Origin of the sequence: Corallococcus sp. AS-1-6, from assembly GCF_020037015.1 — a bacterium.
Classification (GTDB): domain Bacteria; phylum Myxococcota; class Myxococcia; order Myxococcales; family Myxococcaceae; genus Corallococcus.
The window spans coordinates 285,884-310,017 of sequence record NZ_JAIQDE010000002.1 but is presented as its reverse complement, the minus strand read 5'-3'; the positions used below and the strand labels follow the sequence as shown (position 1 = coordinate 310,017).

At 67.0% G+C, this 24,134-nt stretch carries 15 protein-coding genes and 1 tRNA gene; 14 read left to right on the top strand and 2 right to left on the bottom strand.

Going from position 1 to position 24,134, the window contains the following annotated elements; translation table 11 throughout:
* Positions 1-24: 24 nt before the first annotated feature.
* The 6 genes from K8612_RS04075 to K8612_RS04050 all read left to right on the top strand — a co-directional run bounded on the left by K8612_RS04075 (position 25) and on the right by K8612_RS04050 (position 6,711).
* Positions 25-2,904 carry an N-acetylmuramoyl-L-alanine amidase gene (locus K8612_RS04075; RefSeq protein ID WP_223761323.1) on the top strand — a complete coding sequence of 960 codons (2,880 nt, stop codon included), beginning with the start codon at positions 25-27 and terminating at the stop codon, positions 2,902-2,904.
* Between the two features lie 97 nt (positions 2,905-3,001).
* Positions 3,002-4,015, top strand: a complete 1,014-nt coding sequence (gene gap, locus K8612_RS04070) for a type I glyceraldehyde-3-phosphate dehydrogenase (protein ID WP_223742367.1) — start codon at positions 3,002-3,004, stop codon at positions 4,013-4,015.
* A gap of 51 nt (positions 4,016-4,066) precedes the next feature.
* Entirely contained in the window at positions 4,067-5,260 is a 1,194-nt protein-coding gene (gene pgk / locus K8612_RS04065) for a phosphoglycerate kinase (protein ID WP_223742368.1), read from the top strand.
* Between the two features lie 36 nt (positions 5,261-5,296).
* Positions 5,297-6,058 carry a triose-phosphate isomerase gene (gene tpiA, locus K8612_RS04060; RefSeq protein WP_223761322.1) on the top strand — a complete coding sequence of 254 codons (762 nt, stop codon included), beginning with the start codon at positions 5,297-5,299 and terminating at the stop codon, positions 6,056-6,058.
* A gap of 84 nt (positions 6,059-6,142) precedes the next feature.
* On the top strand, positions 6,143-6,544 hold the full coding sequence (gene secG, locus K8612_RS04055; protein WP_223742369.1) for a preprotein translocase subunit SecG: 402 nt from the start codon (positions 6,143-6,145) through the stop codon (positions 6,542-6,544).
* A gap of 85 nt (positions 6,545-6,629) precedes the next feature.
* Positions 6,630-6,711 (top strand) — tRNA-Leu (locus K8612_RS04050).
* 110 nt (positions 6,712-6,821) lie between these two features.
* On the opposite strand, the gene K8612_RS04045 is transcribed toward K8612_RS04050, so the two are convergent.
* Entirely contained in the window at positions 6,822-7,142 is a 321-nt protein-coding gene (locus K8612_RS04045) for a hypothetical protein (RefSeq protein ID WP_223761321.1), read from the bottom strand.
* Between the two features lie 568 nt (positions 7,143-7,710).
* On the opposite strand from K8612_RS04045, the gene K8612_RS04040 reads away from it, so the two are divergent.
* From K8612_RS04040 to K8612_RS04005, 8 genes are all read left to right on the top strand, one after another.
* Entirely contained in the window at positions 7,711-9,708 is a 1,998-nt protein-coding gene (locus K8612_RS04040) for a class I SAM-dependent DNA methyltransferase (protein WP_223761320.1), read from the top strand.
* A gap of 41 nt (positions 9,709-9,749) precedes the next feature.
* A complete protein-coding gene (locus K8612_RS04035; protein WP_223761319.1) occupies positions 9,750-10,964 on the top strand; it encodes a restriction endonuclease subunit S in 1,215 nt (404 codons plus the stop codon).
* Positions 10,961-12,187 carry an AAA family ATPase gene (locus K8612_RS04030; RefSeq protein ID WP_223761318.1) on the top strand — a complete coding sequence of 409 codons (1,227 nt, stop codon included), beginning with the start codon at positions 10,961-10,963 and terminating at the stop codon, positions 12,185-12,187. Before K8612_RS04035 ends, K8612_RS04030 begins: the two co-directional genes overlap by 4 nt.
* Positions 12,174-12,857: an HNH endonuclease gene (locus K8612_RS04025; protein WP_223761317.1), complete on the top strand. Its 684-nt coding sequence runs from the start codon at positions 12,174-12,176 to the stop codon at positions 12,855-12,857. The genes K8612_RS04030 and K8612_RS04025 overlap by 14 nt, the downstream gene beginning before the upstream one ends.
* Positions 12,854-13,894, top strand: coding sequence for a virulence RhuM family protein (locus K8612_RS04020; RefSeq protein ID WP_223761316.1), 1,041 nt, complete (start codon positions 12,854-12,856; stop codon positions 13,892-13,894). Before K8612_RS04025 ends, K8612_RS04020 begins: the two co-directional genes overlap by 4 nt.
* Positions 13,891-17,445 (top strand): type I restriction endonuclease, encoded by a 3,555-nt coding sequence (locus K8612_RS04015; RefSeq protein WP_223761315.1) that lies wholly within the window; start codon positions 13,891-13,893, stop codon positions 17,443-17,445. Before K8612_RS04020 ends, K8612_RS04015 begins: the two co-directional genes overlap by 4 nt.
* Before the next feature lie 481 nt (positions 17,446-17,926).
* Positions 17,927-19,150, top strand: a complete 1,224-nt coding sequence (locus K8612_RS39135; protein WP_306799602.1) for a Tox-REase-5 domain-containing protein — start codon at positions 17,927-17,929, stop codon at positions 19,148-19,150.
* A 12-nt stretch (positions 19,151-19,162) separates the two neighbouring features.
* The gene (locus K8612_RS04005) at positions 19,163-19,876 is read left to right on the top strand and encodes an immunity 52 family protein (protein WP_223761313.1); all 714 of its coding nucleotides are present in this window, start codon (positions 19,163-19,165) and stop codon (positions 19,874-19,876) included.
* A 53-nt stretch (positions 19,877-19,929) separates the two neighbouring features.
* Here the strand turns inward: K8612_RS04005 and K8612_RS04000 are convergent, their stop codons facing one another.
* Entirely contained in the window at positions 19,930-23,856 is a 3,927-nt protein-coding gene (locus tag K8612_RS04000; protein ID WP_223761312.1) for a Dyp-type peroxidase, read from the bottom strand.
* Between the last annotated feature and the right edge of the window lie 278 nt (positions 23,857-24,134).

Sequence of the window (24,134 nt, the reverse complement as noted above, 5' to 3'; positions counted from 1 at the left end):
TGAACAGGTAAGGTCGGTCGCGTGATGCGAACGTCCCTTCCGTCCTGGTCGCGCTCGCTGGCGCTGACCCTGCTGTGCACCTCCGTCCTCGCCCGCGCGCAGGGCACCCCCGAAGCCTTCGAAGGCGACGACCTGGGGCTGGAGCCGCCGGGTGTTCAATACCTGCCAGCTCCGGCGCCCCGGCCGCACGAGCAGCGCCGCCTGTCGCCGGACGCGCCCGCCGTGGTGCGGCGTGAGACGCGGGCCGCGAAGTCCAACGTGAAGGCCGCGGGCGTGCCGCAGACGCGGCGGGGACAGGGCGCGCTGTCCGGCAAGGTCATCTACCTGAGCCCGGGCCACGGCTTCTACCGGGACAACGGCCTGAAGCGCTGGGCCACGCAGCGGCCCAACACCTGGGGCGTGGTGGAGGACTTCATCTCCGCGGAGGTGGTGTCGCAGGAGCTGCAGCCCCTGCTGATGGCGGCGGGCGCCACGGTGGTGTCCGTGCGTGAGACGGACCTGAACCCGCTGCTCGCCACCGTGGACAACGGCGGCACGGGCTACGTGGAGGAAGGGGACGCCGCGCGCTTCCACGCCTCCACGCAGAAGGGCTGGGCGCCTCCGCCCGTGCCCATGGGCAACGGCGTGGAGCCCTTCACGCTGGGCACCACGCGCACGCTGGACACGGCGGCCACCTCCACCGCGAAGGCGACGTGGACGCCGGACGTGCCGGCGGACGCGGCCTACAACGTCTACGTCTCCTACGGCTCCGACCCCACGCGCGCGACGGACGCGCACTACGTGGTGAAGCACGCGGGCGGGGAGAGCCACTTCCGGGTGAACCAGCAGCGCCACGGCGGGACGTGGGTGCTGCTCGGACGCTTCTACTTCAAGGCGGGCCAGCACCCGGAGTCCGGCGCGGTGGTGCTGGAGAACGACTCGGCGCAGGGCGCGGGCGCGACGCTGTCCGTGGACGCGGTGCGGCTGGGCGGCGGACGGGGCCTGCTGGGCGACGCGGCGCAGGGGCCGCTCTTGCGCCCGCGCTTCGAGGAGAGCGGGCGCTACCACGTGCAGTACAGCGGGGCGCCGTTCAGCGTGTACGCGCCGTCAGGGGCCAACGCGCTGTCCAACGAGCGCAACGCGGACGTGACGTCCCGGCCGCGCTTCGCCGCGTGGCTGCATGAAGAGGGCGAGGACGCCGTCTACGTCGCGTGGCACTCCAACGCGGGCTCGTCCGGCACGGTGCGGGGGACGGAGGCCTACGTCTACGGGCCGAACCCGGTGGACGGCACGCTCAACTTCACCGGCGTGAAGGGGGGCGACGTGCTGGGGCGCGCGCTCCTGTCCCAGCTCGAGACGGACCTGAAGCGCGAGGTGGATCCGAACTGGCGGGTGCGCGGCCTGCGCTCGGCGAACCTGGGCGAGGTGAACCCCACGCACAACCCGGAGATGCCCAGCGTGCTCCTGGAGATGGCGTACCACGACAACACGGCGGACGCGGCGAGCCTCAAGGAGGCCCGCTTCCGCCACGTGGCCGCGCGCTCCATCGTGCAGGGGCTCATCAAGTACTTCGCGACCCGCGACGGCGCGGCCGTGCACCTGCCGCCGGAGACGCCGGGAGCGGTGGTGGCGCGCAACGCGACGCCCGGCGCGGTGGAGGTGAAGTGGAGCGCGCCCCCGCAGGTCGCGTCGGAGGAGGGGCGGGACGCTCCCTCGGCCTACCGGCTCTATCAGAGCGCGGACGGCTTCGGCTGGGACGAGGGCACGGAGGTCCAGAGCACGTCGGCCACCGTCACGCTGTCGCCCGGCACGCTGCGCTACTTCCGCGTGGCGGCGGTGAACGCGGGCGGCGAGTCCTTCCCGTCCGCCACGGTGGGCGTGAGGGTGGGGGACACGGCGCCGGTGCTGCTGGTCAACGCGTACGAGCGGCTGGACGCCACGGTGGCGTGCGGCGAGGAGTTGGAGACGCCGTATGACCTGGAGGCCCCGCTGCGCGTCTACCTGGAGGCGATGAACGACGGCAGCTACCTGCGCCAGCACGGCGCGGCGTTCGCTGGGGCGGCGGTGGCCTTCGACAGCGCGACGGGCAACGCGGTGGCGGCGGGGCTGGTGTCGCCCACGGGCTACCGGCTGGTGGACTGGTCCACCGGGCGCGGCGGCGTGGGGGGCGCGGGCCTGACGCGGACGGAGCAGGACGCCCTGCGCGCGTTCGTCACCGGGGGCGGGAACCTGATGCTGTCGGGCAGCCGCACGGTGTTCACGCTTTCGCAGGGCAGCGCGGAGGACAAGGCCTTCCTCGCGGACATCCTCCGGGCTTCGTTCGGGGTGGGCTCGGCCCTCAACCGGGTGGAGGGCTTCGCGGGCGGCATCTTCGCGGACCTGCCGGCCACGCCGTTGGACGACGGGACGCTCGGGGCCTACCCGGTCGGGGTGACGGACATCCTGCTGCCCTCGAGCGGCGCCACCGGCGTGCTCCGCTACCCCAACACCGGCCTGGGCGCGGCGGTCCTGTCCGGGACGGCGCCCGCGGGCCAGGTGCTGGTGCTGGGCTTCCCGTTCGAGGGCCTTGCGTCCAATCGTGAGCGTTCGCGGCTGGTGGGCGCGTTCCTGGTGCGTTCGGGAATCGTCGCCCAGGCGCCGGCCCTGCCCGAGGCGGACGCGGTGCCCGCGGTCAGCCCCCGGCCGCTGTCGTCCTGCGTGGCGGTGCGGGAGGTGGATCCGCATCCGCCCGTGCAGCCGCCGCCACCGCCGCCGCCGCCGGAACCGACGGTGGTCCCGGCGCTCCCCAACGACTATTCCCCCAAGGGGGACAGCGGGTGCGGGTGCGGGGCGGGAGCGGGAACGGCCTCCGGGCTCTGGCTGTTGGTCGGGGTGATTGTTCAGCTCCGGCGTGCACGCGCGAAAGCGGCCCACGCGAAGCGTTGACTCGGCGGGGGCGCCTGCCTACGGTCGCCCGCCTTCTTTACGAGATTCATGACGGTGGGCCGCGAAGGCCCACTCCTTCAAGGAGACGGAAAACACCATGGCCATCAAGCTCGCCATCAACGGCTTCGGTCGTATCGGTCGCTGCATCCTGCGCGCCGCGCTCAGCCGCAAGGAAGACCTCGAGATCGTCGCCATCAACGACCTCGACAAGCCGGCGGCGCTGGCCCACCTGTTCAAGTACGACTCCGTGCACCGCACGTGGCCGGGCGAGGTCTCGCACACGGACAAGGGCATCGTGGTGAACGGCAAGGAGATCGCCGTCACCGCGGAGAAGGACCCGTCCGCGCTGCCCTGGAAGAACATGAACGTGGACGTGGTGATGGAGTGCACCGGCCGCTTCACGGCCCGTGACGCCGCCGCCAAGCACCTGGCCGCGGGCGCCAAGAAGGTCATCATCTCCGCGCCGGCCAAGGGCCCGGACCTGACCATCGCGTACGGCATCAACCACAACGAGTACGACCCGGCCAAGCACCACATCGTGTCCAACGCCTCGTGCACCACCAACTGCCTGGCGCCCATCGCCAAGGTGCTGGTGGACAACTTCGGCATCGAGAAGGGCCTGATGACGACGGTGCACAGCTACACCAACGACCAGCGCATCCTGGACCTCACCCACGACGACATGCGCCGCGCCCGCGCCGCCGCGCTGTCCATGATCCCCACCAGCACCGGCGCCGCGAAGGCCATCGGTGAGGTGCTCCCGTCGCTCAAGGGCAAGATGCACGGCCTGTCCGTCCGCGTCCCCACCCCGAACGTGTCCCTGGTGGACCTGACGGTGAACACCTCCAAGAAGGTCACCGCCGAAGAGGTCATCGCCGCGATGAAGGCCGCCGCCAACGGCCCGCTCAAGGGCGTGCTGGAGTTCAGCGACGCGCAGACGGTGTCCGTGGACTACAACGGCAACCCGCACTCGGCCATCTTCGACGCGACCAACTGCTACGTGATGGGCGACAACCTGCTCAAGGTCATGGCCTGGTACGACAACGAGTGGGGCTTCTCCAACCGCATGGTCGACACGGCGAAGTTCCTCGTGTCCAAGGGCGTGGCGTAGCGCCTCCCCGTCACATCAGGCCGACCGAGACAGGCACAAGGGACACCCAAGATGATCCGCTACATCGATGACCTGCAGTTGACCGGCAAGCGCGTCTTCATCCGCGTGGACTTCAACGTCCCGCTGGAGGGGCGCCGCGTCACCGACGACACCCGCATCCGCGAAGCGCTCCCCACCATCCGGCGCGCGCTGGAGATGGGCGGCAAGGTCATCCTGGCGTCCCACCTCGGTCGGCCCAAGGGGGCGGACCCCAAGCTGTCCACGGTGCTCGTCGCGGAGAAGCTGGCGGAGCTGCTGGGCGGCAAGCACGAGGTCATCCACGCGGACGACTGCGTGGGTGACAACGTGAAGAAGCAGGTGAACGACCTGAAGGCGGGGCAGGTGCTCCTCCTGGAGAACCTGCGCTTCCACAAGGAGGAGGAGGCGAACGACGAGGCCTTCGCGCGCGAGCTGGCGGCGCTGGCGGACGTCTACGTCAACGACGCGTTCGGCACGGCGCACCGCGCGCACGCGTCCACGGCCGGCATGGTGCCCTTCGTGAAGGAGAAGGCCGCCGGCCTCCTGATGCGCAAGGAGATCGAGTACCTGGGCGACAAGGTCCTGCGCAATCCGCAGAAGCCCTTCGTGGCCATCCTGGGCGGCTCCAAGGTGAGCGACAAGATCAAGGTCATCGAGAGCCTGCTGCCCAAGGTGGACGCGCTGCTCGTGGGCGGCGCCATGGCGTACACCTTCCTGAAGGCGCAGGGCATTGAGGTGGGCAAGAGCCGGGTGGAGGAGGGCGACAAGCTGGCGCTGGCGGCGAAGCTGCTGGACACGGCCAAGCGCCTGAAGACGCCGCTGGTGCTGCCCATCGACCACATCGTCTGCGCGGATCCGGACGGCAAGGGCCCGGTGCGGGAGACGCCTGATCAGGTGGTGCCGGCGGACATGATGGGCCTGGACATCGGCCCCAAGACGCGCGCCATGTACACGCAGCGCATCCGCGACGCGAAGACGGTGGTGTGGAACGGGCCCATGGGCCGCTTCGAGGTCGACAAGTTCGCGGAGGGCACGCGCTCGGTGGCCGCGGCGATGGCCATCAACAAGGACGCCGTCACGGTGATTGGCGGCGGCGACAGCGCGGCGGCGGTGGAGCAGATGGGCTACGCGGACAAGATGAGCCACGTGTCCACGGGCGGCGGCGCGTCGCTGGAGTTCCTGGAGGGCCAGCCGCTGCCTGGCATCAAGGCGCTGGAGACGAAGTAGGGCACCCACGCGGTACGCACCGGGGGAGACACCTCGATGGCTCGTCGGAAGATCGTCGCTGGCAACTGGAAGATGAACAAGACGGTGCCGGAAGCGCTGGCGCTGGTGCGGGAGCTTCGCGGCGCGGTGGCGGCGCTGGGCGACAAGGTGGAGGTGGCCATCGCGCCTCCGTTCGTGGCGTTGCAGCCCCTGCACGTCGCGCTGGAGGGGGCGCCCCTCCAGTTGGCGGCGCAGAACTGCCACTGGGAGTCCTCGGGCGCCTTCACGGGCGAAATCAGCGCGCCGATGCTGGCGGAGCTGGGGTGCGCCTACGTCATCGTGGGGCACTCGGAGCGCCGGCAGTTCTTCGGTGAGACGGACGCCACGGTGAACAAGCGGGCGAAGGCGGTGAAGGCCGCCGGGATGACGCCCATCGTCTGCGTGGGCGAGACGCTGGCCGAGCGCGAGTCGAACCAGACGCTCACGGTGGTGGAGCGCCAGGTGCGGGGCGCGCTGGAGGGCTTCTCCGGGGCGGACGTGGCGGCGTTCGTGCTGGCGTACGAGCCGGTGTGGGCGATTGGCACCGGCCGGACGGCGACGACGGCGCAGGCGCAGGAGGTCCACGCGGCCATCCGGGGCCTGCTGACCCGGATGTACGACGAGGGGACGGCCGAGCGGGTGCGCATCCAGTACGGCGGCAGCGTGAAGCCGGACAACGCGGCGGAATTGCTGGGTCAGCCGGACGTGGACGGGGCGCTCGTGGGGGGAGCGAGCCTCAAGGCGGCGGACTTCGTGGCCATCGTCAAGGCGGCTGGCTGAGGCCGTCCTCCCCGTTAGAAGTTGTCACCCGTTGACCACTTTGTGTAGGTTGCGCCCTCTTTTCACGGAGCGTTGGGAACACCCATGCTGACCTTCTTCACGATCGTGCACGTCCTGCTCTGCGTGTTCATGATCTTCGTCATCTTGCTGCAGCCGGGGAAGGACGCCGGCATGGGTTCCGCCCTCGGTGGCGGCGCCGCGACGAGCGCCTTCGGTGGCCGCGGCGCGGTGACCTTCTTGAGCAAGCTGACGGGCGTCTGCGCCGGCTTGTTCTTCCTGACCTCGCTGGGCCTGTCGTTCGTGGGCCTGCGCGGCTCGGTGGCCGCGGGGGGCTCCGTGGCGACGCCGCCGGCGAAGACGGCCCCGGCGACCCCGGGAGCCACGACGCCGGCGCCTGCTGCTCCGGGAGCGGTGGAGCAGGAGCGTTCCGCGACGCCGCCGGCGGAGGGCCAGCAGGCTCCCGCGCCGACGACGCCTGCGCCGTAGTCGTCAGGAAGCATCGGATTCACGCGACCGTTGAAATGGTTGTTGCGTGAATCCACGGGGTCCGGTACATGGACCCCGCCGAAACGCCCAGGTGGTGGAACTGGTAGACACACCATCTTGAGGGGGTGGCGCCGAAAGGTGTGCGGGTTCGAATCCCGCCCTGGGCACTCCGAACAAGAGCCTCCGAGTCGAAAGACTCGGGGGCTCTTGTCGTTTCAGGCTCTGGACTGTAGCTCTCGGGCCTCGTCCGAGGGCCGCGCGCTCCCTGCCAGCAGTGTCAACGGAGGCCGGAGTTCGACCTCGGCTTCGCCACCTCCGCACGGAGCGACTCTGCGGTGACCGTCGTGTAGAGGCTCACGAAGTCCCCATTCGGCCCGTGCGTGACCCAGGCGCTCTTGTCCCGGTCCGCTCCTTCCGCCAGTGCCAGTCTGATGAAGGTGCGGCGGGTGTCGTGGCCCCGTCTGCTTCGCATGCCGAGCAGCTTGAGGTCCTCCAGGAGCTGCCCGCGGACGACGGGGGCACGCCGGTGCTCTCCACGCCGGGAGGGAACGAGGATGCGTCGGTCCTCCGGGAGGCGCGTGTCCGAGATGAGAACCACCACCTCCTGCGGGCTGCCGTGGCGAGGACGTTGGGGCTGACGCGGGGGCGGGTGACACAGATCTTCGACCTATTCATGCTGGCGCCCCATCTCCAAGACCTCGTGTTGGCGCTAGAAGCCGTTGATGGCGCCGAGCTCATGGCCGAGCGCCCCCTCAATGCGGTGGCGCACGCCGGGAAAGTGAGCCGAGCAGCGGACGGTGTGGCGAGCGGACCCGAGAAGCACGACGGCCCGAGAACGCTGGGCCCCCGTACTCCCAGGTGTAACCTAGCGGCGGCTGGCAATGTCTGCCAACCGCTGCCCAGGTGGAGCCTGGTCCAAATGCCGGACGAGATTCTCACACTGCCCGGGGTCGCCCAGTTGCTGAAGGTCGCGGAGAAAACCGTCTACACGATGGCCCAAAGGGCGAGTTCCCTGCCTTCAAGATGCGCGGGCAGTGGTGGCTCAATCGCGACGACATCGACGCGTGGAACGAGCAGTAGAAGGTCGCGCTGCGGCTCGAGGACGGGCGCGATGACGGCTAGGGCTTCATCCACTTGCGCACGCATTCGCTCGACGGACGCCGAACATGACTTCTGATCACAACACCTTCGCGAACCTCATCTGGCAGATCGCCGACCTCCTGCGAGGCCCCTACCGCCCGCCGCAGTACGAGCGCGTGATGCTGCCGATGACGGTGCTACGTCGCTTCGACTGCGTGCTCGCTAAGACGAAGGCCAAGGTCGTTGCCGCGCACGAGAAGTACAAGGGCGGCAAGCTCGCGGGCGACGCGCTCGACACCACGCTGAACAAGGTCGCGGGCCAGCGCTTTCACAACCATTCGCCGCTCGACTTCGAGAAGCTCAAGGGTGACCCGGACAACATCAACAAGCACCTGGTCAGCTACATCAAGGGCTTCTCGGCGAACGTCCAGCGCATCTTCGAGTACTTCGAGTTCGAAGCCGAGATCGAGAAGATGCACGAGGCGAACATCCTCTACCTGGTGGTCTCGAAGTTCGCCGACGTCGACCTCCACCCGTCGAACGTGCCGAACGAAGAGATGGGGCGCATTTTCGAGAACCTCATCCGGCGGTTCAACGAACTCGCGAACGAGACAGCCGGTGACCACTTCACCCCCCGGGAAGTGATCACGCTGATGGTCCACCTCCTGTTCACGGACTCCGTCGGCGAGAGGTTTCTCTCCCAACCCGACGCCATCGCCCGACTGCTCGACCCGGCGTGCGGCACCGGCGGCATGCTCGCCGAGGCCAAGCGTTACATGGCCGCACACCATCGCGACGCGACGCTCTACGTCCACGGCCAGGACTACAACAAGCGCGCGTTCGCCACGGCGGCCTCCGACATGCTGATGAAGGAGGTGAACAAGGACGGTGGCGCGGATGACGTGCGCTTCGGCGACATTTTCACCGAGGACCAGTTCCAGAACGAGACCTTCGACTACTTCCTCAGCAACCCGCCCTTCGGCGTCGATTGGAAGAAACAGCAGAAGGAGATCCAGAAGGAGCACGAGAAGCGCGGCTTCGACGGCCGGTTCGGCGCGGGCCTGCCGCGCGTGAACGACGGCGCGCTGCTGTTCCTGCAGCACATGTGGAGCAAGCGCGAGGACGTGAAGCCGAAGGAGCACAAGGAGGGCTCGCGGCTCGCGATCGTCTTCTCCGGGTCGCCCATGTTCACTGGGGGCGCGGGCTCGGGCGAGAGCGAGATCCGCAGGTGGCTGCTTGAGAACGACTGGCTCGAGGCAATCGTCGCGCTGCCGGAGTCGATGTTCTACAACACCGGCATCGGCACCTACGTCTGGGTCGTCACCAACCGCAAGGAGAAGCGGCGCAAGGGCAAGGTGCAGTTGCTCGACGCGCGCGACGTGTGGACGGCGGGGGGCAGCGAGGACAGCAAACGCAGCCTCGGCGACAAGCGCCGGCACATGACGATCGCGCAGATCGACGAGATCGTGCGTGTGTACGGCAACTTCGAGGAAGGCCCGCGCTCGAAGATTTTCGACAACGCCGACTTTGGCTACACGCGCGTCACCGTCGAGCGCCCGCTGCGCCTGCGCTACCAGATGACGACCGACGACAAAGCGCGCTTCCTCGACGCCTGCCCGCACCTGCTCGACGACGTGCAGGCCATCGACAAGGCGCTCGGCCGCGAGCCGCGCCAGGACTGGCCGGCGACGTGGGACGAGATCGAGGCCCTCCTGAAGAAGCGCGGTAGCCGCTGGAAGACGGCCGAGCAGAAGCTGTTTCGCTCGGTGTTCACGCAGCGCGACGCGAAGGCCGAGCCCGTGCCGATGGGTGGTCGTGGCTCGGGCTTCGAGGCCGACGCCGACCTGCGCGACTTCGAGAACGTGCCGCTCACGGAGGACGTGGATGCGTACTTCGAGCGCGAGGTGAAGCCGCACGTGCCGGACGCTTGGCCGGACCGGAGCAAGGACAAGGTCGGCTACGAGATCAACTTCAACCGGCACTTCTACGTGTTCACGCCACCGCGCGGGCTTACCGAGATCGACGTCGAGCTCAAGGCCGCCGAGGACCAGATCGTGCGACTGCTGCGCGAGGTGACGACGTGACCTGGTTCGGTAGCGTTCCCACGCATTGGAGTACGCCGCCCGTGTACGCGAGGTACGAAGTTCAGCTCGGAAAGATGTTGGACGAGCGACAGATCACGAAGCGTTTTCTCGCGCCCTATCTGCGGAACACCGACGTCCAGTGGGATGGGATCAACGTCAATGATCTCCCCGAGATGGACTTCGATGACAGCGAGCAGGAGCTTTACGCGCTGCGTCCTGGTGACATCCTCATGTGCGAAGGTGGCGAGATCGGACGTTGCGCCATTTGGGACAGCGATCGACGGTGCTTTTACCAGAAGGCACTGCATCGTCTTCGCCCGACCACCAACAAGGACGACCCTCGGTACTTCGTTCTCGTGATGCGAGCGGCCGTTGAGGCAGGCCTCTTCTCGTCACGAGCGTCTGCCGCGACGATTCAACACCTCCCGGCTGAGAAGCTGCGAGTCGTCAGGTACCCCGCGCCACCGATTGAGGAGCAGCGCGCCATCGTCGACCGTGTGTCGAGGCAGACGGTACGGCTCGATGCGCTCGTCGCTGCCAAGCAGCGCCTGCTCGACCTGCTCGCCGAGAAGCGCAAAGCCATCATCGCTACGGCCGTCTCGCGCGGGCTCGACCCGAAGGTAAAGTTGCGCGACTCTGGCGTGCCGTGGCTGGGGGGACTCCCAGCTCATTGGGAAATCGAACGCGCGCGCTGGCTCTTTCGCGAGCGTGACGTGCGCTCGACGACCGGCGAAGAGGAGATGCTCACCGTCTCGCACCTCACAGGCGTCACGCCTCGGTCCGAGAAGGACGTCAACATGTTCGAGGCCGAGACGAACGAGGGCTACAAGCTCTGCGAGCCCGGCGACCTCGTGATCAACACGCTCTGGGCGTGGATGGGCGCGATGGGCATTGCTCCGGTGAAGGGTATCGTCAGCCCCGCCTACAACGTCTACGAGCCCGGCCCGCGCCTCGCGCCCGCCTATATAGATGCGCTCGTCCGCCTCCCGGTGTTCGCCCAGGAGGTGACCCGGTACTCGAAGGGCGTCTGGTCCTCGCGCCTTCGCCTCTACCCCGAGGGCTTCTTCGAGGTGTACCTGCCAGTGCCGCCTCAGGAGGAGCAGCGCGCCATCGTCGAGCACATCGCGCGCGAGACCGCGAAGCTCGACGCCGTTCGCGCCGCAACCGAGCGCACGATCGCGCTTCTACGGGAGCGCCGCTCCGCGCTCATTGCGGCCGCGGTGACCGGCCAGCTCGACGTGGGGGCGGCGACATGAAGGTCCGCGAGTTCACGGTCACGAACTTTCGTGGGTTCGCCGGAGAGCGGCGTTTCCAGTTGTCCGATCGCTTCACCGTGATCGCTGGAATCAATGGGCGCGGGAAGAGTTCGCTGCTCGACGGTCTGGCGCTACTGCTTGCGCGTCTCCTTCGCGCCCTTTCGCTGAGTGCCGGCAGTGGGCGGACGATCTCGGCGAACGACGTTCACGCGGGCCAGACGGAAGCCGCGCTCGCAATGCAGGTGTCGTGCGCCGGCATCCCGGTGAAGTACGACGTCGCCTTCAGTCCCAACTCGCAACGCGTGCGAGCGCACGGCCTGGCGAGCGCGGTGCGTGAGCAGATTCGAAAGAACTACGGTGACCCCACGCGCGAAGACGACCAGGCCCCGGTGGCCGTCTACTTCACCACCGATCGCGCAGGATATCGACTGCCTAGAACCCTGCCGACGGACCTGCCGACGGGCCAGCGCCTCGCCCATCACGGCGCGCTGTCCAACCGTATGGTCGACTACCGCGACTTCATGGCTCGCTACCGGCTGTGGGTCCGGCAGCAGAGCGCGGAGTTGGCTGCGTTCAACCGAGTGCTGAGCGAGTTCCTCGACGGCTTCTCTGAAGTAGCAGTCGAAGAGGATCCACTGCGGCTGACCGTGAAGAAGGCTGGTGCGCGTATCTCACTGCAGCAGCTCTCCGACGGCGAGCGTGCCTTCATCGCTTTGCTCGGCGACCTAGTGCGCCGCCTCGCGCTGGCGAACCCGGAGCTGGAAAACCCTCTTACGGGGCATGGCGTCGTTCTCATTGATGAGTTGGAGCTTCATCTCCACCCACGTTGGCAGCGAGAGGTCGTCGAGAAGCTGCGCACCAGCTTCCCGAACATCCAGTTCATCGCGACAACGCACTCGCCTTTCATCATTCAGTCGCTTCGATCGGGCGAGTTGATCACGCTCGACCCCGAGGAGTTCGGCGAATACGCGAACCGTAGCGTTGAGGACATCGCCGAGCATGTCATGGGGGTCGAAGTGCCGCAGAAGAGCGAGCGCTACCTCGAGATGATGGATGCCGCGGAGGAGTACTACCGGCTGCTGCGAGACGCGCCCGACCAAGCGCAGAAGGCGGAAGAGCGACTTGCCGAACTTGCCGTGCGTTTCAGCGACGACCCTGCTTACCAAGCGCAACTGAAGCTGGAGCGTGCAGCTCGGACGGGGGGCGACGATGCGACCGGTTGACAAGGGCACAGCCCCTGTCTCGACGTATACGAACTACGCTGAGGCCCTGCCCGATCTCGAACAGAGGCTTGGGCGCTATTGCAGCTACTGCGAGCGGTACATCGCGACGAACCTCGCTGTCGAGCACGTGCAGGCGAAGTCGCTTGTTCCCGCACTGGCGCTGATGTGGTCGAACTTCCTGCTCGCGTGCGTGAACTGCAACTCGTGCAAAGGCGACACGCCGGTCACTGTCAACGACTACCTTTGGCCCGATAGTGACAACACGCTTCGGGCGTTCGAATACCGCACGGGTGGGGTGGTCGCGCCGCACTCCGCGCTCGCGGCACCAGTTCGCGCCAAGGCTCAGGCATCCGCAGCGCTCGTCGGACTCGACCGCGTTCCCGGCGGGGCAGTTCCTCCGACGCAGAGAGACCTTCGATGGCTCAAGCGATTCGAAACCTGGCGCAAGGCGAACAACGCACACCGCAGACTCTCTCAGAACGACACGGTGGAACTGCGCGAGCAGATCGTGGACACCGCCCTTGCGACCGGGCTGTTCTCCATCTGGTGGACCGTCTTCGCGGCCGACGAAAACATGCGGTCACGACTGCGCGCGGCGTTCGTGGGCACCTGCCCCAACAGCTTCGACGCCAACGAGAACCTCCAAGCGCGACCCGGAGGGCAACTGTGACGGACCAGACCGCGCAGGAAGGAGAGCTGATCTTCTACCGCACCGCCGATGACGCCGTGCGCGTCGAGGTGCTCTACGAGTCCGAGACCTTCTGGCTCGACCAGCGACGCATGGCCGAGTTGTTCGGCGTCGACATCCGCACCGTCAGCTATCACCTGAAGGAGGTCTACGCCTCGGGGGAGCTGACCCCGGAGGCAACTCTCCGAAGAATTTGGAGAGTTCAACTCGAAGGAAATCGAGAGGTTAGGCGCGAGATCGAGTTCTACAACCTCGACGCGATCATCTCGGTCGGTTACCGGGTCAACAGCACTCAGGCCACCCAGTTCCGCATCTGGGCGACGCAGACCCTTCGCGAGTTCATCGTCAAGGGTTTCGTCCTCGACGACGAGCGACTCAAGCTGAACAAGCGCTTCGGCAAAGACTACTTCGACGAGCTGCTCGAACGGATCCGTGAGATCCGCGCCAGCGAGCGGCGCTTCTACCTGAAGATTACCGACATCTACGAGCAGTGCAGTATCGACTACGACAAGCACGCGGAGACGACGCAGACGTTTTTCAAGACCGTGCAGAACAAGCTGCACTGGGCGGTCACCGGCAAGACCGCCGCGGAGTTGATCGCCGAGCGCGCTGACGCGCAGAAGCCCTCGATGGGGCTCACCACCTGGAAGAACGCGCCCAAGGGGAAGATCCTCAAGAGCGATGTCGGCGTCGCCAAGAACTACATGATTGAGCGCGAGATCAAGGAACTTGAGCGCATCGTGTCGATGTACCTCGACTACGCCGAGAACCAGGCCGCGCGGCAAATCCCGATGAAGATGGCGCACTGGGTCGCGAAGCTCGACGCGTTCCTGCAGTTCAACGAGTACGAGGTGCTCGCGAACGCCGGCAAGGTTTCCGCGGAGGTGGCCAAGCGCCTCGCCGAGGAGCAGTACGCCAAGTTCCGCGTGTGGCAGGACCACGAGTTCGAGAGCGACTTCGAGGCTGAGGTGAAGCGCATCGATTCGAAGCGCCCCCGCAAGAGGAAGGAGGAACCGTGACAAGCACGCCCCGACACTCCGAGGCCGCGTTCGAGACGGTCATCGAGCACCACCTTCTTGGGCACGGCTACGTCACCATCTCGCGCGATGGCTTCGACCGCGAGCGCGCCATCTTCCCGTCCGTGGTCCTCGACTTCATCAAGGACACGCAGCCCAAGGAATGGGCGAAGCTCGAAGCGCTGCACGGGCTGAAGACGGGCGCGCAGATCCTCACCGACCTCTGCAAGTGGATGGACGCGAACGGCTCGCTCGCGACGCTGCGCCATGGCTTCAAGTGCTACGGGCGCACGCTCTTCGTCGCCTACTTCAAGGCGGCGCACGAGCTGAACCCGGAGCTCGAGGAGCGCTACGCCAAGAACCGCCTCGGCCTGACCCGTCAACTGCGCTTCTCGACGCGCTCGGAGAAGTCGCTCGACGTCACGCTCAGCGTGAACGGCATCCCCATCGCGACGCTCGAGCTGAAGAACGAGATGACCGGGCAGACCGTCGAGGACGCTCGACGGCAGTACAAACAGGACCGCGATCCGCGCGAGACCCTCTTCGAGTTCAAGAAGCGCACGCTCGTGCACTTTGCCGTCGACACCGACACGGTGCTCATGACGACGCGCCTCGCGGGCAATGCCACCCACTTCTTGCCCTTCAACAAGGGCGATGGCGGCGGCGCGGGCAACCCTTCCGACCCGCAAGGCCGGAGCTACCGCACCGCCTACCTCTGGGAAGAGGTGCTCGCGCGGGACAGCTTTCTGGATCTGCTGGCGCGCTTCCTCCATCTGCAGGTCGACGAGAAGCGCGACGACCAGGGCCGAAAGGTGAAGACCGAGCAGATGGTCTTCCCTCGCTACCACCAGCTCCAGGCGGTGCGCTTTCTCGTGGAGTCTGCCCGCACGGAAGGTCCGGGGCACAACTACCTCGTCGAGCACTCGGCCGGCAGCGGCAAGAGCAACACGATCGCTTGGCTCACGCACCGGCTCGCGTCGCTGCACGACGAAAGCAACCGGCGCGTCTTCGACAGCGTCATCGTAGTCACCGATCGCGTAGTTCTCGACCAGCAGCTCCAGGACAACATCTACCAGTTCGAGCACAAGCGCGGCGTCGTGCAGAAGATCGACGAGAGTTCACGCCAGCTCGCCGAGGCGCTCGAGAGCGCCGTGCCGATCATCATCACGACGCTGCAGAAGTTCCCCTTCGTTTCACGCCAACTGCTCAAGATGGCCGAGGAGCGCGGCGAGGCCGGCGAGGGGACGCTCCAGACCCGGCGCTGCGCAGTCGTCATCGACGAGGCGCACAGCTCCCAGGGCGGCGAGACCGCGACGGACCTGAAAGAGGTGCTAGGCGGCGAGGCGCTCCGCAAGGAGGCGCAGAGGCGGGCCGCCGAGGAAGGCAGCGAAGATCTTGAGGAGCTGTTCCGCAGCATGGCCAAGCGAGGCCGACAGGCGAACCTGAGCTTCTTCGCCTTCACGGCCACGCCGAAGCACAAGACGCTCGCGGTGTTCGGCCGCAGCGGCAAGCCCGCGCATCGGTACACCATGCGCCAGGCGATCGAAGAGGGATTCATCCTCGACGTGCTCAAGAGCTACACGACGTACGCGACTTACTTCCGGCTCCTGAAGTCGTGCGAGGATGATCCGAACGTCGAGCGCAAGAAGGCGGCTCGCGCGCTGGCCCGCTTCCTCAAGCTCCATCCGCACAACATCGCCCAGAAGACCGAGGTGATGGTCGAGCACTTCCACGCGGTGACGCGCCACAAGATCGGCGGGCGCGCGAAGGCGATGGTGGTGACCGGTTCACGGCTCGAAGCTGTTCGCTACAAGCAGAGCTTCGACAAGTACATCAAGGACAAGGGCTACCCGATCAAGTCGCTCGTGGCCTTCTCCGGCGCCGTGCAGGACGACAAGCTCGCCGACGTCTCGTACACCGAGGAGGCGATGAACGGCGGGCTCCGCGAGAAGGAGTTGCCCGAGCGCTTCACCTCGCCTGAGTACCAGGTGCTCCTTGTCGCGGAGAAGTACCAGACCGGCTTTGATCAGCCGCTCCTGCACACGATGTACGTCGACAAGCGGCTCGCCGGCATTCAGGCCGTGCAGACGCTCTCTCGGCTCAACCGCATCCACCCGCTCAAGGAGGACACCTTCGTCCTCGACTTCGTGAACGACCGCGACGAGATCCGCGAGGCGTTCAAGACCTACTACGAGGGTGCGGAGATCGGTGACGAGGTCGACCCGGCGCGGCTCTACGCGATCAAAGGCGAGCTTGACGAGGCGGGTATCTACCTCGACGAGGAGGTCGCGCGGTTCTGCGAGGTATACTTCAAGCCCAAGCAGAAGCAGAGCGCCCTTGACCACCAAGCGATGAACGCGGCGCTCGATCCCGCAGTCTCGCGCTTCAAGGCGCGCTCGGATGAGGGCCCCGACGAGGCAGAGCTGTGGCGCGGCAAGCTGCAATCGTTCCAGAACCTATACGGCTTCCTCAGCCAGGTAATCCCGTATCAGGACTCGGACCTCGAGCGCCTCTACGTGTTCTTGCGTCACTTCATGACAAAGCTCCCGCGTAGAGCCAGTGGAACGGGCTACCAGTTCGATGACGAGGTCAAGCTCGAGTACTACCGCCTGCAGAAGATCAGCGAGGGGTCGATCACCCTCAAGGACGGCGAGGCGCGGAAGCTCGATGGACCGGCAGAGGTGGGGAGCGGCGTGCTGCGTGAGCAGCCCGTGCCGCTCTCGCAGCTCATTGACGTCGTCAATGAACGATTCGGGACTGACTTCAATCAGGCCGATCAGCTCTTCTTCGATCAGATCGTCGAGGCCGCGATGGGCGACGGCGGCTTGCGTCGCGCGGCCGCGGTGAACCCGGGCGACAAGTTCGAGCTGCTCTTCAAGAACGTGCTCGAGCGGCTCTTCGTCGACCGCATGGACCAGAACGAGGACATCTTCGTTCGCTTCATGAACGACGTGCCCTTCCAGAAGGTGGTGACGTCCTGGATGGCGGAGGAGGCGTACCGCCGCCTTCGAGCCAGCGAGGGCTCGCTGCCGAGTGCCGCCCGGTCGAAGCTGCGGCTGGTCGATGGAGCCGCGGCGGACCGGTACGTGAAGTGTGTGCCGCTCGTGCCGCTCAAGGCGGCGGCCGGGGCGTTCAGCGGCCCGCAGCACGTCGCCGACGACGACTTCGAGTGGGTCGAGGTGGACAGCGAGCGTCGGCTGCGACCGGGTATGTTCGTCGCGCAGGTCATCGGGCGCTCGATGGAGCCTGGCATCGAGGACGGGTCGTACTGCCTCTTCGCAGCCCCGGTTACGGGTTCTCGGCAAGGTCGCACCGTCCTTGTCCAGCTTCGCGATGCCACCGACCCTGAGACGGGGCACCGCTACACGGTGAAGCGCTACGAGAGCGAAAAGGGCCGCGCCGGCGACTCGTGGCGACACACGAAGATCACGCTGAAGCCCACGAACCCAGCCTACGCGCCGATCGTGCTTGAGGTCGTCGAGGAGGACGCAGTCCAGGTGGTCGCGGAACTCATCGAGGTACTGGGCCAGACGCCGCCCCTGATCGGGAGCTGAAAGAGTTTTGCCTCCGGGAGAGTTCGCTTCGTTACGCGGCGAGATACCGTACCCCGCTCGGGGCAGCCCGGCCGGGAGACTGCCGGCGTAGGGGTGGGCAATGCGCGCTGAAGTCCTTCTGCTGGCCCTCACGGTGATAGGGACCGGTTGCGCCTCGGTTTCGCCCACACCTCGTCCAGGCGCGAGTCTGCGCTACACGGAGCGCCCATCCCCCGCGCCAGAGTGGACGCATTCGCCGCGTGAGGAGGTGCCTCCCACTCAGTCCTCGTCGCGGACCTCCCTCGCGACTTCCAGGGCGCGAGAGCGGATGGCGCGCCACCGGAACGTCAGGGAGAAAGCGGCGGGAGAGGGCTCGCGAGGAATCGCAGGGGCCGTGGGCGGCAGCCTTGCTCACCGGGACACGAGGCAAGACGCCTGGGAGAACCTCCTTGTGGGCGCAGGCCTGGATGATCAGGACGCGCGGCCCCTGGCGGTTGGGGGGATGACACCCACGCAGGCAGCGCGGCTCCTTGGGCAACTGATCCAGAAACCCGTGACCCTGGGAAACTTCCCGCCCCGCATGGCGGCGAGCTTCCTGCTGCGAGAGGTGATGGAGGGCGGCGAAGTCGCGCGACAGGAACTGCTGCGCCGGGTGGATCGCTTCTCCCAGGAGCGGGTGGCTGTCCTCCGACCGGATGGCTATCTCGCGTGGGCCCTCACTGGAAACACGCAGCAGAAGGTGGCACCGGTCGAATGGAAGGACGGCGCGTTTCGCGCGCATGGCTTCGAACTGGGGCGCTTCTACAGCGGCAAGGGCGGTGTCTTTCGACAGGTCGATGCCCAACTCCAGCCTTCGGACTGGCGGCCTCTGGCCGAGGTGTACAGCGACGCGGATGTCATTGGTCGCTCCCTGGATGGGGCACAGGATGCCTTCGTGGAGCTGTACCACGCACTGGGGCAGGCCCTCTCCCGCCCCATGGACAGCCTCATGGCGCTGAGCAACCTGCCGGCCGGCGTGGGGGCTCTCATCGCGTCGTCGCCCGCGTACTGGGAGCGCTTCCGGTACATGACGCAGGGCGAGCAGATCCGCGAGGTCTCGCGGTTGGCGACGAGTTTCATCGCGACCTGGGGCGCGGCCTCGGTCACGACGCGAACGTTGAAGGGAATGGCTGCCGGCGTGGAAGCCACGGTGCCGGTGCTCTCACTGTCAGTGCAGGGGGCGCTGGTCATCGAGCGCGTCTCGGTGCCGCTGGGGCGCGCGGTGTCAGTTTTGAGTGGAGGGCCCGGGGCGGCCATCATCCTTCAGCGGACCGGCGCGGGTTCGGGGCAGCCCTCGTCCCCGGGGGAGCAAGGCCCGGGGCGGTGGGAGACGGCCAGCGAAAGCATGAGCGAGGCATCTCGCAAGTATCAGGCCCAGGTCACCGAGGCGCCGACAGGGAAGGTCTACAAGGTCCAGGAGGTAAAGTTCGACGGCTTCAAGATGGGGGTGCTCCTTGAAACGAAGGGACCGGGCTATTCCAGGTTCCTCAAGGATGGGAGTTTCAGAACCTGGTTCCGAGGCGCTGACGGAATGCTTGAGCAAGCAAAGAGACAATTCAAGGCGGCCAAGGGTACGCCGATCCAGTGGCATTTCGCGGAGCGCGAAGTTGCTGATGCAGTCAGGGACCTGTTCAGGAACGAAGGGCTTGGCACCATCAAGGTCGTATTCACCCCGCCGGCTCCGTAGGTATCAGGCCAGATGATCGAGAAATATTACCTGGGGGCGTACTGGCCGGGTCGGGTTGAGCCAGTCGAGTCATATGTTCGACGTGCCGAAGTCTTCTTCCGCCTCCTGGCGCCCGCCGAACCTACGTTCAACCGATGGTTCGAGAAAGCCGGCTCTCGTGCTGATGCGCTCAGGCATCCACTTGTGCCGAGTGAGGAGTCGCTTCTCAAGCTCTTCAGGAAGAAGTACCGGAATGATGAGACTGGGGTTTCCTTCTCCGCCTGGAACGGAGAGCCCGATGGCGCAAGCACTGGCGTCAGGATCGCATGTGGCTCCACCTCGGAGCTCTTGGGGGATCTCTGCGTCATGGAACTCCCGACAGGAGGTGAAGCCAGGGAGCGGATCCTGACCGCTCCTGTCCTTTCACAGGCGCTTCGCGCAGCGGTTCTGGCTTGGGACCCCGAATGGGGTATCGCCACGTCCACGGCTCATCGAGACAGGGTGTCGGAGTTCGCGGTGCCGGGCACGTTCGTGGGATGGGTCACGTACCTGTCTCGCCGTTTGGGAACCGTGCCCCCGCTGCCCTCTCCGGTGCATGTCGAATTGATCGAGGACAGGGGGACGCTCATCGTCATGTGCCCCGAGCGCTTCACGGTAAGCAACCCGGCGCACATCGCGCTCGCCGAGCAGGTTCAAGACCAGTTGAACCGGGCGGGACTGTTGAAGCCGGTCCAGCCCCAAGGGTAGACGCATGAGGGCCGAGCAGCGGGTGGCTCGGCCCTCACCCCACGGTCCGCGGCTCAGCGCTCCACGTCAGGCGTGCTGAGCGGCCGGCGCTGGTGCTGTGCCTGGTGGCCCGGGAACATGGCGACGAAGAACTCCGACCAGCCGCCCATGCGCACCCGGAGCACGTCGTACTTCTCCGGGTCCTTCGACGCGTGCTCGAAGGTCTCCGGGTTGGCGCAGGTGATGGTCAGGATGTTCGAGCCCTGGCCCCGGGCGAACGCTTGCAGCACGCGCTCCAGCGAGCCCACGGGGAAGTCCTCGCGGATGTTGAAGTCCGTGGGCGCTCCGCTCGTGAAGCCCTCGGCTCCCGCTCCGGTGTAGCCGGACAGCGCTCGCACGAAGCCCTCCTCCTGATGATCCACCGGCTGATCCGCGATGCTCGGCGACGGGCTCAGGTCCGAGGCCAGCGTCTCCCCGAGCCTCCGCCCGTCCGCGGAGGCGCCGCAGGTCGCTCCGAACTCCAGGTAGTTCTCGAAGGTGCCCGCGCCGGGCTGAACCTGGAACCCGCCGAATGGCTTCTCCGGCGTCCCGAACCGCTTCGCCAGGTCCACCATCTTCTGGGCCGTGGGCTCGGCGGGCTCCGTGAAGACGCGCACCACCGTCTCCGCCACGCGCTGGATGAAGGCGTTGCCGAAACGGTCCACTTCCTCGTTGCCTCGGCCGTAGCGGGGCTGGGCCAGCGCCACCTGACGCAGGTCCCGGAAGCGCTGCGCCTTCGCCTCGATGCGCGCGGGACCCGCGAAGGTGCTGATGAAGGGCTCGTCCATCTTGTAGCCCCAGTCGCACAGCAGCGCCTCCACCAGCTCCGGCAGGGACGTCACCGCCGTGTCCTGCTCGAACACCATCTTCCGGATGGCGTACAGCGAGTTGATGACCGTGGAGAGGGCCGTGATGCACGGGGCCACCATGTTGTAGCGGGCACCCCCCCCGTACAGGTCCAACCCCTTGTCGATGCAGTCGTCCACGAACACCGACAGCAATGGCGACGGGCACACGGCGCTCATGGTTCCGAAGACGCCCACCAGGCCGTCCGCCTGCTTCGCGTACATCCAGCTCAGGTGCTGGAAGAACAGGTCCTGGAGCTGCTCGAACGACTGGATGGCCGAGGGCGGCGGCGACGTGAAGGACACGCGCTGGCCCCGGAAGTACATGGGGCCCGCCGTGCTCCAGCTCTTGCCCTGGTTGAGCGCGGCCTCCAGCGGCGACAGCGCCGTCATGCCTCCCAGCGTGAACCAGTTCTGCCCCACGATCTGCGGCTCGTAGCAGCCGTCGCAGGCGTAGTCCCGCGCCGCCTGGAGCACCACCTCGCTGCTCCACGCGCGGCCGGCCTTCTCGGCGACAGGCGTGGCCGCGGTGGGCTGCGTGCCCTGGCCCACGCCGTCGCCGCTGTGCAGCAGCCCGGGGATGATCTTCTCGTCGCTGAGCAGGATGGGGTGCGCGCCGCCGCTGAGGATCGCCAGCGCCGCCTCGTGCAGGTACTCGGGCGGGATGTCCTTGCGCACGCGCAATGACAGGCACGGCGCGTTGAGCGGCAGCCTCCGAGCCGCGCGCAGGCAGAGCAGGGTGATGCGGTTGTACGCGGGCCGGCCCTCTCCGGGCGTCTCGTCCGCGACCGTCCCTCCCACCGTCACCTGCTGGATCCACTGGTTGTTCGCGGCGCCCTGCGGGTAGTTGCCGCTCATCCCGCCCATGGCCAGGTTGCCGAAGGGCTGGTGGTCCTCCACGAACTGGCGGTTGAGCAGCACCTTCTCCCCCAGCTTCACCCAGAAGCAGTCGATGATCTCCTGCGCCTGCTCGTCGTCCAGCACGCCCGCCGCCACGTCGCGCTCGTAGAAGGGGAAGAGCATCTGATCCAACCGGCCCACCGCCGTGGGCTCGCCAATCAGGTGCAGGCCCGCGTGCAGCGTGAAGAGGAGCTGCGCGGCCTCGAGCATCGTCTGGGGCCGCTCCGTCGCCAGCCGCTGCATCCGCTCCTGGATCTTCAGCAGGTTGTCGCGCTCCGCGTGCTGCCCCAGGGACAGCTCCGCGGCCATCTTGCCCGCGAGCGCCGCGTAGGCCAGGCAGTGGTCTCGCACGCCCTCCAATGACAGCACGACGCCCCGGTAGAACTGACGTTTGCCTTCATCCTGGGTGGCGTCGTGCCGCGCCTGCACGTCCGCCATCAGCCCTCCCAGGCCCCGGTCCAGGGCGCGCTGGAAGCCCGGCACCAGGTGGCCCACGCCCGACGCGGAGCTCAGCCCCGCGAAGAAGTTGCCCAGCTCCTCGTCCTTGCGCGCGTAATCAATGACATACCGACCCTGGCCGAGCCCCAGGTTGGGCATGGCGCCGACGATGAGCTCCACGGGGTGGATGCGATAGGTGTCCGCGCCGTTGTACCAGTTGCCCTGCGCGTCCTGACGGCGGCCCCGGAAGCCATACGCGTCGCTGGCGAAGACCTGGCCCAGGCTGACCTTGATGGCCCAGCCCATCCGCTCCACCACGGAGAGCCCCATCACCTCTCGGGCCTTCGCGGGGCCGTACTGGCGCGCCACGTAGGCGCACAGGTGCTCCAGCTCCTGCTGCGACCGGTTGACGTACCAGTTGTCCTGCCAGCGGGAGAAGGCGTCCGACAGCAATTGCAGCACCCGGTTGGACGGGGGCTGGTGCGTCCGGCGCTTGTCCCCGGACATCGTCGCCATCTGGAACAGGTAGTTCTTGTGGTTGTAATGCATGTACCCGTTCGACGAGGCCACGTCGAAGTGCCGGTCCAGCCGGCTCCAGTCCACGCCGGGGAAGCGCTTCCAGTCCTGCTGCTCCGCGCTCTGGAGCTTCACCGGCTCCAGCCCCAGGTCCGCCTGGCTGGGGATGTAATAGAAGCCGCCCAGGTTGGAGCGGACCTCGGAGAGCAGCCGGTCCCGCATGAAGCCGCGCTGGTCGCCAATCTGCTGGTTCATGACCGCTTCGAGCGCGCGGACGCTCCGGGCGTAGCCCGCGAAGTAGATGCCCGCCTCGTCACGGAGGCTGGCCCCCTTGGCGCGCAGCTCGTTGTTGTGAACCGTGTTCGCCTGCCCGAAGGGCAGTCCCAGCCGGAGCACCTGCAGCGTGTTGCCCTGGGCGTCCTGCACGCGGGCGCTCTTGATGTGGCTGCGCTGGTCCTGGCTGGGGATGAGGATGTCCTCGGTGGTGCGCCCCACCAGGTCCTCTACCTGCTGGGGGCTCATGTCCAGCAGGTGCTCCCAGTTGATCTCGAAGCGCTGCGCGAGCACGAACGAGGCGCCCAGGTGCGCGGGGTCCTCGAAGCCGACCAGCGTCTGCTCCTGGATGGAGACCGGGTCGGACGGGTTGTTGAGGTTCTCCGAGAAGCGGCAGCCCAGCACCTTGCCGCCGCGCTTGTCGGGGCGCGTGGACTTGGTGGCCGCCTTCTGGTGGTCACTCGGTCCGGAGCGCACGCAGCGCGCCTGGTCCTGCAGCCGCGCGTGGATGAAGTCGAAGACCGCGTCGCAGTGGGACTCCTCGTCGGACTTGATGTGGAACCACAGGTCGCCCTGCGAGTCGACGAACGTCCCGTTCGAGCGGGAGAACACGCTGGAGCGCCAGTCCGGCGAGGACTCCTCCGGGAAGGCCAGCTTCATGCCTTCGGGCAGGTCGGTCCCGTCCTCGGCGCACCACTCCTGCCAGAGCCGGAAGCCCACTCCGACGATGGCCGTGGTGTTGGCGCTCCCGTAGCGGGTGTGGATCTCCTCGCGCACGTCCCGCATCAGCTTCTGGAGGAGCGCGCGGGTCAGCGGCTCGCCGGTGCCTTCCGGCGTGCGCCAGAACGTCGCGAACACGGCGTAGGGCGAGGGGTAGACCAGACCTCGCTGGACCAGCGACCACAGCTCATGGCTGAGCTGGTTTCCCTGGTGCGTGGACAAGGACTTCGCGGAATGGTGCTCGGATGCAAGGACTGACGGCGTGCGCATTCGACGTCTCCAAGGCTGGGCGAGAGAAGGGCTGTCTGGCCATGGCCCCCCGGGCGCGAGGGTCTATCAAATGCCGTCAATTCCTGTCATGCCCCGATAGGTCGAAAAACGATGTCAGGGAAAACCGCTAGCCCTTTCAGGCTGATGCGGTTTCCACTGACCCCGGGTGGGTCCATCACGTCCGGCCTCAATCAAAGACAAACATCCGCGCGGAGCCCACCCCGGGCGTCCGGGGGCGCTGGAGTCGCGCAATACGAGATTAATCTCCCGTGCCGGCC